9 protein-coding genes and 1 pseudogene are annotated in these 9,954 nt (G+C 63.6%); 6 read left to right on the top strand and 4 right to left on the bottom strand.

Features of this window, described 5'->3' with window-relative positions; translation table 11 throughout:
- The first annotated feature begins 40 nt into the window (after positions 1-40).
- Entirely contained in the window at positions 41-1,510 is a 1,470-nt protein-coding gene (locus K288_RS0125570) for an amidase (protein WP_027582128.1), read from the top strand.
- Positions 1,511-1,613: 103 nt separating this feature from the next.
- Positions 1,614-1,967 (top strand): nuclear transport factor 2 family protein, encoded by a 354-nt coding sequence (locus K288_RS0125575; RefSeq protein ID WP_027582129.1) that lies wholly within the window; start codon positions 1,614-1,616, stop codon positions 1,965-1,967.
- Between the two features lie 147 nt (positions 1,968-2,114).
- Here the strand turns inward: K288_RS0125575 and K288_RS0125580 are convergent, their stop codons facing one another.
- Together K288_RS0125580 and K288_RS0125585 are read right to left on the bottom strand one after the other, a co-directional pair.
- A complete protein-coding gene (locus K288_RS0125580) occupies positions 2,115-3,203 on the bottom strand; it encodes a Zn-dependent alcohol dehydrogenase (RefSeq protein ID WP_027582130.1) in 1,089 nt (362 codons plus the stop codon).
- A 218-nt stretch (positions 3,204-3,421) separates the two neighbouring features.
- The gene (locus K288_RS0125585; RefSeq protein ID WP_051334720.1) at positions 3,422-5,203 is read right to left on the bottom strand and encodes an acyl-CoA dehydrogenase family protein; all 1,782 of its coding nucleotides are present in this window, start codon (positions 5,201-5,203) and stop codon (positions 3,422-3,424) included.
- 149 nt (positions 5,204-5,352) lie between these two features.
- Between K288_RS0125585 and K288_RS0125590 the strand changes: the two genes are divergently transcribed.
- A complete protein-coding gene (locus tag K288_RS0125590; RefSeq protein WP_027582132.1) occupies positions 5,353-6,054 on the top strand; it encodes an SDR family NAD(P)-dependent oxidoreductase in 702 nt (233 codons plus the stop codon).
- Positions 6,055-6,225: 171 nt separating this feature from the next.
- On the opposite strand, the gene K288_RS0125595 is transcribed toward K288_RS0125590, so the two are convergent.
- Together K288_RS0125595 and K288_RS0125600 are read right to left on the bottom strand one after the other, a co-directional pair.
- Positions 6,226-6,846, bottom strand: a complete 621-nt coding sequence (locus tag K288_RS0125595) for a GNAT family N-acetyltransferase (RefSeq protein WP_027582133.1) — start codon at positions 6,844-6,846, stop codon at positions 6,226-6,228.
- A gap of 66 nt (positions 6,847-6,912) precedes the next feature.
- Entirely contained in the window at positions 6,913-7,128 is a 216-nt protein-coding gene (locus K288_RS0125600) for a DUF1127 domain-containing protein (protein WP_027582134.1), read from the bottom strand.
- Between the two features lie 118 nt (positions 7,129-7,246).
- Between K288_RS0125600 and K288_RS0125605 the strand changes: the two genes are divergently transcribed.
- The 3 genes and pseudogenes from K288_RS0125605 to K288_RS0125615 form a co-directional block, all read left to right on the top strand.
- A complete protein-coding gene (locus tag K288_RS0125605; RefSeq protein ID WP_027582135.1) occupies positions 7,247-8,146 on the top strand; it encodes a transcriptional regulator GcvA in 900 nt (299 codons plus the stop codon).
- Positions 8,147-8,268: 122 nt separating this feature from the next.
- A complete protein-coding gene (locus tag K288_RS0125610; protein ID WP_027582136.1) occupies positions 8,269-9,579 on the top strand; it encodes an MFS transporter in 1,311 nt (436 codons plus the stop codon).
- A gap of 92 nt (positions 9,580-9,671) precedes the next feature.
- Positions 9,672-9,954 (top strand): annotated as a pseudogene (locus K288_RS0125615) (IS110 family transposase); the annotation flags it as partial.

Below are 9,954 nucleotides of genomic sequence, written 5' to 3' on the forward strand. Positions count from 1 at the left end.
ATCATCCATGCATCACCCGCCGTCACATCAGGAGTTCGCCTTGGCCAAATCGCAATGGAGTTTCAAGACTGCGGTCGAGATATCGGCGGCGCTCGCCGCAAAGCAAGTATCCGCGGTCGAACTGGCGCAGGATGCGATCGGCCGGATCGAGCGTCACGATGCGAAGATCAATGCGGTCTGCGTGCGCGATTTCGATCGCGCGCTGTCAGCGGCGCGCGCCGCCGATGCCGCGCTTGCCCGCGGCGAACAGAAGCCGCTGCTCGGCATCCCCATCACGGTGAAGGAATCCTACAACATCGCCGGCCTGCCGACGACCTGGGGCATTCCTGAACAGAAGAATTTCACGCCGACCGAGGACGCACTCTCGATCGCGCGGGTCAAGGATGCCGGCGCGGTAATCCTCGGCAAGACCAACGTGCCGCTCGTCCTCGGCGACTGGCAGAGCTACAACGACATCTACGGCACCACCAACAACCCCTACGATCTCGGCCGCACCCCGGGCGGGTCGTCCGGCGGATCATCGGCCGCGCTTGCCGCAGGTTACGGGCCGCTCTCGCTCGGCTCCGACATCGGCGGCTCGCTTCGCGTGCCGGCATTTCATTGCGGCATCTATGCGCACAAGCCGAGCTACGCGCTGGCGCCCTCGCGCGGTCACACGCCACCTCCCTTGCCGCCGCTGCCGTTCAACCGCGACCTCTCGGTGATCGGGCCGATGGCGCGCAGCGCGGCCGACCTGGCGCTGCTGCTCGATGTGATCGCTGGCCCCGATCCGCTCGATGCCAGCGCCTACCGGCTCGAACTGCCGGCGCCGCGGCATGCCGCGCTGAAAGACTTCCGCATGCTGCTGATCGATACCGATCCGGTGATGCCGACGGATTCGGTCGTACGCGGCTCGATCGAAAAGCTCGCTGCCAACCTCGCCAAGGCGGGCGTCAAGGTCGAGCGCCAGAGCAAGCTGTTGCCGGACTTCGCTGCATCGAGCCGGCTCTATATGCGGATACTGCTGTCGTTCCTTGCCGCTTCCTTCGCGCCGGACTTCTATGCGGGCGCCAAGCAGGCCGCGGCGGCGCTGCCGGACAGCGACACCAGCCTTACCGCAGAGCGGCTGCGCGGCATCGCGCTCAGCCATCGCGACTGGCTGATGGCCGACGGCGGCCGCACCCGGCTGCGGGCGCAATGGCGCGACTTGTTCAAGACGTTCGACGCCGTAATCTGCCCCATCATGCCGACGCCGGCCTATCCGCACGACCATTCGCCGGAGCAGGAGAAGCGCCGCATCATCATCGACGGCAAGGAGCATGCCTATCTCGACCAGCTCGCCTGGCCCGGAATCGCGACGCTTCCCGGGCTTCCATCAACGGCGATTCCGACCGGCTTCGCGCCGGACGGATTGCCGGTCGGCGTGCAGATCGTCGGGCCCTGGCTCGAGGATCGCACGCCGCTGAAACTGGCTGAGTTGATCGAGCGCGAATTCGGCGGCTTCGTACCCCCGAAGATGTTTGATGATTAGCGTCATTGCGAGCGAAGCGAAGCAATCCATCCACGCTCGCCGATGCATGGACTGCTTCGTCGCTTCGCTTCTCGCAATGACGGGAACCACGGGAGGAAAAACAATGAGCAACGACATAGATGAACTCACCGCGCTCAATCGCGACTATGTCGCCTCGGTGCAGAATTCCGACGTCAAGCGCTTCGATGAAATCCTGGCGCCGGAGTTCTATTGCTCAAATCCCGACAAATCGCTGGTCGACCGCGCTGCCTTCCTTGAGCAGACGGCAAAACCCGTGGCGATCAGGAACCTGCAGGCGCATGATGTGAAGATCCGCATCATGGGCGACTTCGCCATCATCCATGCTGCGACCAGCTACACCACGCCGGACGGGCAGCAGGCGTACGGGCGATACACCGATTGCTGGGCAAAGCAGAACGGAAAGTGGCTCGCGGTATCGGCGCATGTGACGCGGTGAGACAGGCAGCGAAATAGCGAGGCAGCCCTCCGCTGTCATGCCCCGCTTCAAGCGGGGCATCCAGTAACCTGCATCACCAATTGTTTTTCCCAATAGCCGCCGCGGGCTACTGGATCGCCCCGGTCAAGCCGGGCGATGATCACCAGATCAGCTATCGAACATCACCACGCTGCGGAGCGTCTTGCCGGCTTTCATGTTGGCGAAGCCGTCGTTGATCTCGGACAGTTTCAGCTTGGCGGAGATCCAGTCCTCCAGGTGCAATTTGCCGCGCATGTAGAACTCGACCAGCCGCGGCATGTCGACGCGGAAATGGTTGGAGCCCATCGACGAGCCCTGGATCCGGCGCTCGCGCAGGAAGTCGAAGCCGTGCAGCTCGATCTTCTGGCCGAACGGGATCATGCCGACGATGGTCGCGGTGCCGCCGGGCGCCAGCATGCCGAAAGCCTGCTCGGCGGTTTCCTTGCGGCCCAGCACCTCGAACGCGTGATGCACGCCGCCGCCGGTGAGCTCACGCACCTGTTGGACCACATCGCCGTTCCTGGGATCGATGATGTCGGTCGCGCCGAGCTTGGTCGCGAGCTGGAGTTTCGCGGGGTTGGTGTCGATCGCGATGATGCGACCCGCGCCCGCGATCTCGGCGCCGTTGATCGCGGCCATGCCGACGCCACCGCAGCCGATCACCGCTACCGTCTCGCCGGCCTGCACCCTCGCGGTATTCACGACGGCGCCATAACCGGTGATGACGCCGCAGCCGATCAAGGCCGCGAGCTCGAGCGGCATGTCCCTGCGGATCTTCACGATCGCGTTCTCATGCACCAGCATCTGCTCGGCAAAGGACGAGAGATTGAGGAACTGGTTCAACTTCTCGGGCCTGTTCCATTGCAGCCGGTTCGAAGCGCCCGGCAGCATCTTCACCGTGGTATCGGTGCAGAGCACGGTGCGGCCGGTGGCGCAGTTGTCGCAGGTGCCGCAGAACACCGAGAGGCAGGTCACGACGTGATCGCCGGGCTTCACATAGTTCACGTCGGAGCCGACCTTCTCCACCACACCAGCGGATTCATGACCGAGCACCGCAGGCAGCGGATGCGGGTAGAGCCCCTCCATGAAGTGCAGATCGGAATGACAGAGGCCGGCGACAGAGGTGCGGATCAAGACTTCGCGTGGACCGGGATTTGGCAGGCTGACGTCCTCGATCACAAGCGGCTTGTTGACTTCGTACAGGACGGCGGCCTTCATCGGTGTTTCCCCTCTGTTGTTTATCGTTGCTCTATCTTGTCGCGACGCTTGCTTACCTTTCCCGAAGGGAGAGGTCGGAAGCGTATCGAAGATGCGATTCCGGGTGAGGGGTCCAGGTCTATCGATAGGGCGTGACCCCTCACCCGGATCGCACCGGACGATGCTTCGCATCGCCGGGACGATCCGACCTCTCCCTTTGGGAGAGGTGCAGAGACAGCCTAAGCCGCGGCAAGCAATTCGCCAACCTTGGCCATGCCGACGGCACGGTCGCCGAGCAGGTGATCGGTGATGGCGCGCGATGCAGTATTTTCCGTCAGCCGGAACGGATCGTGTGCGGCCACGCGATGGTCGATCACCAGACGCGACAGCAACAGCCGCCGTGCATCGCCGCGCATCTCATGGATGCGCCCGCCTTCCCAGGCGAGCGTCACGGCGCTTGCGACGTGATAGAGCAGGCTGGTCGAACGACGTGCTTCCGCTTCATTGTCCGTGCGGCCGGCGACTTCGCGCGCAAAGCCGATGGCGCGGTCGGTGAGTTCATGCAGGCGGCTGCGCCAAGCCTGCGGCACATTGGCGCTGTCGTCGAGCCGTACGTGCAGGTCCGCGGCAAGTGCCGCATCTGCGCCATGGCGGCCGACCGCGCGCTTCAACGCATCGATCGCCACGATGTTGCCGGTGCCTTCCCAGATCGAGCCGAGATGCGCGTCCCGTAGCAGGCGCGCGGTGACGAATTCCTCGATGTAACCGATGCCGCCGCGCATCTCCATCGCATCGCCACAGACCTTCCGCGCATCGCGGGTGGCGCGGAATTTCAAGGTCGGCGTCAGGATGCGGAGCAGCGCCGCAGCATCCTGGCTGCCGGCTTCGGCGCGGTCGAGCGCATCCGCGGTCAGGAAGCTCATCGACAGCGCTTGCTCGGTCGCGAGCATGATCTTCATCAATTGCCGCCGCGCCAAAGGCAGGTCGATGATGCGGCTGCCGAACACGACGCGGCCCTTCGCCACCGTCATCGCATCATGATACGCGCGGCGCATCAGCGCGGTCGACTTGACGCCGTTGGACAGCCGCGATGAGTTGACCATCTCGGCCATCTGCACGAAGCCGCGATCGAGCTTGCCGACCGCATAGGCGATCGCGCCTTCGAGCTTGATCTCGCCTGACGCCATCGAGCGCGTCCCGAGCTTGTCCTTCAGACGCACGATGCGGTAGCGGTTCTGCGAGCCGTCATCGAGAAAGCGCGGCATCAGGAACAGGCCGACGCCGCGGGTGCCGGGGCCGGCGCCTTCGGGCCGGGCCAGCAGCATCACGACCTTGGCGTCCGCATTCGAGCAGAACCATTTCTCGCCGTAGAGGCGCCAGTGGTCACCCTCCTGCACTGCCGTCGTGGTCAGCGTGCCGACGTCGGAGCCGCCCTCCTTCTCGGTCATGAACTGGCCGCCTTGTGTCAGCTTGCCCATGTCGGTCTGGGTCAGGCCATCAAGATATTTTGCCTTGAGCGCCTCGCTGCCGAAATTCGCCAGCAGCTTCGCGCAGCCGTCGGTGACGTTGATCGGGCAGCCCATGCCGAATTCGGTCTGATTGAACAGGAAGGTGAAGGCATGCTTGGCGACGACAGGATATTTGTCCGGCCAGCCCAAAATGCCCTTGCGGATCGACATCGCATGGATGCCGAACTCGCCGAACGCGGCCTTCTCCAATTCGCGATAGGCCGGATGATATTCGACCCACTGCACGTCGCGGCCGAACTTGTCGCGCTGGTGCAGCACCGGCACGTGGCGGTCGGCAAGGCGCGCGCACTCATCGAGGATGCCGCCGGTCAGCGCGCCCAGCCGATCGAGATGCGGCTCGATATGGCGAAACAGCGCATCGGGCAGGTGCAATCGCAGCAGGTCCTGAAGCGCCGGATCCGCCTGATAGAAATTCATGCCTGAGGTATCGGGCGCGAGCAGGCCCGGCTGGCCGGCGATATCGGCGTTTGAATCGTGTTTCAGCGGCTGCATTGAAATCCCTGGTTCGTTCCTCATCTGTTGGATGAGACTATCGCACATCGAATGCCGGGATGTCGCCCCGTACAGCTGCGGCGAGGAAGCCAATTTCGCCGCAGCCTTCCCGCCAAGCAAAATCTTCTCCGGCAGCTCAAGGAAAGCTCATGGAAACCCCAAAATACAAGATCGCCCTGATCGTCGGTGTCGGTGAAGGCCTGAGCGCTTCGCTGGCGCGGCTATTTTCGCGCGAAGGAATTCGCGTCGCGCTGGCCGCACGGCAAATCGAAAAACTCGGTGCGCTCTGCACCGAGACCGGCGCGCGGGCCTTTGCCTGCAACGCAACGGATGCCGATGAGGTCGAGCGTCTGTTTGGCCTGGTCGAGCGCGAGCTCGGCACGCCCGACCTTGTGGTCTATAACGCAAGCGGGCGCGCACGCGGCCCACTGGTCGACCTCGTGCCGGCCGACGTCGCCAACGCGATCGCGGTCTCGGCCTTCGGCGGCTTCCTGGTGGCGCAGCAGGCAGCAAAGCGCATGCTGCCGAACAAGCATGGCGCGATCCTGTTCACGGGCGCTTCGGCCAGCGTCAAGGGGTATGCACAATCGTCGTCATTCGCGATGGGCAAGTTCGCGCTGCGCGGACTGGCGCAGAGCATGGCGCGCGAACTATCGCCGCAGGGCATCCATGTCGCACATTTCGTCATCGATGGCGGCATCCGCAGCAAGACGCGTCCGGATCCGGAAGGTCATCCGGATTCGATGCTCGATCCCGATGCGATTGCTCTCAGCTATTGGAACGTGCTGCAGCAGCCGCGCAGCGCCTGGAGCTGGGAAGTCGAGCTGCGCCCCTGGGTGGAGAAGTTCTAGGCTTGCGCTGAACTATCGTCTCCTTCCCCCTGAAAGTTCGTAGCCCGGATGGAGCGAAGCGAAATCCGGGGACCGCTACAAGTCCCGAATTTCGCTGCGCTTCATCCGGGCTACCGGCGCGAGCAAGAGGAAAAAAGCCCGGTTCTGGGGCGCCCAGAACCGGGCCAGTGATCAAACCGCAAGCGAGGAGAAAGCGGCCTTGCCGGCGGCAGCGAGCCGCCAGCTGGCACAAGGGATATCCTGCGGTTCGATATCGATGGATTTCTCAAAGCGCACCAGCTTCCAGTCGCCGGGGCTGTTGGTGAAGGCGTAACCGGCCTTCTTCGCCAGCGCGATCATGGCATCGTTGGAACGCAAGGTGTCGCCGAACAGCCGTGCAGCACCGAGCGCAGCGGCGCGACATTCGAGATTCTTCAAGAGCGCCCGGCCGATGCCCTGCCCCTGCCAGCGGTCGTCGATCGAAACGCCCAACTCGACGCTCGCATCCTCCGCATGGAAGGCATAGCGCGCTTCGCCGACGATGACTTCGAAGCCGTCGACCATGACGGTGGCAACCACGCTGAACTGCTCGTGCTCGCCGACGTGGACGAAATTCTCCAGCACGTTCGTCGGCAGTTCGCGCATGGCGCCAAAGAAGCGATTGTAGCGTGAGCGGGTCGAGAGTGATCGGAAATAGTTCTGCAGCTCCTCCGCATCGCGCGGCTCGACGAAGCGCACCGTGATCTTCTCGCCACTGCGCGAACGCAGCACGTCGGAATATTGCTTGAGATCGTCGAGACGCAAGGCGGTCATGACACGCTCTCCGAAAGAAATTGGCTGGCGTCCCGCTTCAGCGGCGGCGCCAGCGGTGGCGTCACTTCATGCCCGCCAGAAGGGTTTTTCGGCCTCAAAAGCCACGTCGCTCCAGGATTTGCCGATGTCGTGGAGATCGCGCTCGGACCATTGGGCCAGTTCGCGACGCGTCGCATAACGTTGACACCAGACGTGCAGTGTCTCGCTCAATTGGGCCAGTGCCTGCCCGAACAGGCCCTGTCCATGATGATTTATCATCGATTCATGGGTGAAAGTGGACATGCTCAGCTCCTATAGCTAATCTGTTGTACGGAATATCGGTGCGATTGCCGTCTTGCACAAACGACACTTTGTACCGCTTCACATGAGATAAAATCATGTATCAGGAGGGATGCGGGAGATGACCGCCAGGCTGCCTTCGCTGAATGGTTTGCGGGCCTTCGAGGCTGCGGCGCGGCACCTGAGCTTCACCCAGGCCGCCGCCGAGCTGAACGTGACGCAGACCGCGATCAGCCATCAGATCAAGCGGCTGGAGCAGGAGCTCGGCGTCCGGCTGTTCGTGCGGCAGAACCGGGCGCTGACGCTGACGCCAAAGGCGGCCGAATATCTCCCCGGTGTCCGCGCCGCCTTCAATGATTTGAAGCTGGCCACCGACCGGCTGCTGCGGCGCGAGGACGACCACGTGCTGACCGTGTCGACGCTGGCCTCGCTCGCCGCAAAATGGCTGCTGCCGCGGCTGTCCACGTTCCAGGAGGCGCATCCCGGCGTCGACGTGCGCATCACCACCTCGACCAATCTGGTCGACTTCCAGCGCGACAATGTCGATGCCGCGATCCGCTACGGCCGCGGCCAATGGCAGGGATTGCGGGCCGACTGGCTGATGGCGGATGAGCTGTTTCCGGTCTGCAGCCCGTCCTTGCTCAACGGAGGCAAGCCGCTGAAATGCCCTGAAGACCTCCGCGACCACGTGCTCCTGCACACCAGCAACACCAACAGCGACGACTGGCGGCTGTGGCTGACGGCAGCCGGGCTGCCGGCTGACCTCGCAAAACAGCCGGGCATCACCTTCGACCTGATCTTCATGACCATCCAGGCCGCGATCGACGGCATCGGCGTCGCCATGGGCCGGACTTCCTATGTGAAGGACGACATCGCCAAGGGACGGCTGCTGGTTCCCTTCAAGATCGCGCTCCCCGCCGATGCCGGCTTCTACCTGGTCTCGCCGCAGGCGCGGGCTGATTCGCCGAAGCTTGCGGCGTTCCGGCAGTGGATGGTGGCATCGGCCCAAAGCAAGGCCTGAAGACCTGAAAAACCTGCAGATTTCCGGGTGGCCGGCGCGTTTGCGGGTTGGTCGCGCCGCGCAGCTGTGCCAAATTGCCGCGTAGACGAGGCTTTTCGTCGCATCCCGGGGAGAAGACGCGCATGGCGCCAACGAGCACGGCAGAGATACCGCAGATCAAATCGCGCATCGGCGCCATCCTGCGCGCGACCAGCGGCAATTTCCTCGAGCAGTTCGATTTCTTCCTGTTCGGCTTCTATGCGAGCGCGATCGGCAAGGCGTTCTTCCCATCCGACAACGAGACCGCCTCGCTGCTCAACACCTTCGGCGTGTTCTGGCTGGGCGCGCTGATGCGCCCGGTCGGCGCGATCGTGCTGGGGGCCTATATCGACCGCATCGGACGCCGCAAGGGCTTGATCGTCACGCTGGCGATCATGGCTGTGGGCACGGTGGTCATCGCGATCTGCCCGACCTATGCGACCATCGGCATTGCCGCGCCCATCATCGTGCTGATCGGGCGGCTGCTGCAGGGCTTTTCTGCGGGCGTCGAGCTCGGCGGCGTCTCGGTGTATCTGTCGGAGATCGCGACACCCGGCAACCGCGGCTTCTACACTTCGTTCCAGTCGGCGAGCCAGCAAGTCGCGATCTTCGTCGCCGCGATCGTCGGCTATGTCCTGAGCGAGATAATTCCGCCGGCTATGGTGGCAGCCTGGGGTTGGCGCATTCCGTTCTTCATCGGCTGCCTGATCATCCCCTTCATCTTCGTGCTGCGGCGGACGCTGGAGGAAACGCCGGCTTTCCTTGCCATGAAGCGGCATCCGACCGCCTCGGAAGTGTTCGCGTCCGCGCTCGCGAACTGGCGCATCGTGATCCTCGGCATGATGATCGCGATCCTGACCACGACGACGTTCTATTTCGTCACCGTCTACACGCCGACCTTCGGCAAGAACGTGCTGAAACTGTCGACCCATGACGCACTGCTGGTCACGCTGCTGGTGGCGGTGACCAACTTCATCTGGAATCCGGTCGGCGGCGCGGTCTCCGATCGGCTCGGCCGCAAGCCGGTGCTGCTGACGATCGCCGGGCTTTCCTTGATCACAGCCTATCCTGCGCTGCACTGGCTGGTCGCCGCACCGACCTTCGGCAAGATGCTGGCGGTCGAGATGATGTTCTCGTTCTATTTCGGCGTCTACAGCGGCACCATGCTCGGCTGCCTGGTCGAGATAGTGCCGTCGCATGTGCGCACCACCTGCTTCTCCCTGGCTTTTGCATTGGCGGCGGCGCTGTTCGGCACGTTCACGCCGTTTGCCTCGACCTGGCTGATCGACCACACCGGCGACAAGGCCTCGCCAGGCTTCTGGCTGATGCTCGCGGCAACGCTTGGCATCATCGCGACCCTGACGGTGTATCGTGGCGGCGAGCGGGTCGAGGCGCGCGAAGCGGTCGCCGCCTGACGGAGCACCGCGAAGTTGTAGATTCCATGGGGCGGTGAGCGTGGCCTTTCCGATAGGTTTGGGTTTCCACACTCGAACCCTCGGAGAGTCAGATGCAAGCATCGACCGTAGACACGCCCACCACCGGCCATAATGGCACAATTTTCGTTGCGATCGAACTCAGTCAGAAGACGTGGCTGGTGACGCTGCACAGCCCGGACCTGGATCGGATATCGCGCTACAAGCTGGAAGGGGGCGATCAGGCCGGGCTGCTGGCGCTGATTGAGAAGGTCAAGGCACGGGCGACTTCGAAGCTTGGCTCGGCGCCGCGTGTGGTGAGCTGCTACGAGGCCGGCTATGACGGCTTCTGGCTGCACCGGCTGCTCGAGGCGGTTG

This window comes from Bradyrhizobium sp. Ai1a-2 (assembly GCF_000426245.1).
GTDB lineage: Bacteria > Pseudomonadota > Alphaproteobacteria > Rhizobiales > Xanthobacteraceae > Bradyrhizobium.

Bases quoted from the DNA above. Each gene is read 5' to 3' on its own strand.
- K288_RS0125590 (WP_027582132.1), top strand. From the start codon at position 5,353: ATGGAAACCCCAAAATACAAGATCGCCCTGATCGTCGGTGTCGGTGAA.
- K288_RS0125580 (WP_027582130.1), bottom strand. From the start codon at position 3,203: ATGAAGGCCGCCGTCCTGTACGAAGTCAACAAGCCGCTTGTGATCGAG.
- K288_RS0125600 (WP_027582134.1), bottom strand. From the start codon at position 7,128: ATGTCCACTTTCACCCATGAATCGATGATAAATCATCATGGACAGGGC.
- K288_RS0125575 (WP_027582129.1), top strand. From the start codon at position 1,614: ATGAGCAACGACATAGATGAACTCACCGCGCTCAATCGCGACTATGTC.
- K288_RS0125585 (WP_051334720.1), bottom strand. From the start codon at position 5,203: ATGCAGCCGCTGAAACACGATTCAAACGCCGATATCGCCGGCCAGCCG.
- K288_RS0125595 (WP_027582133.1), bottom strand. From the start codon at position 6,846: ATGACCGCCTTGCGTCTCGACGATCTCAAGCAATATTCCGACGTGCTG.
- K288_RS0125610 (WP_027582136.1), top strand. From the start codon at position 8,269: ATGGCGCCAACGAGCACGGCAGAGATACCGCAGATCAAATCGCGCATC.
- K288_RS0125605 (WP_027582135.1), top strand. From the start codon at position 7,247: ATGACCGCCAGGCTGCCTTCGCTGAATGGTTTGCGGGCCTTCGAGGCT.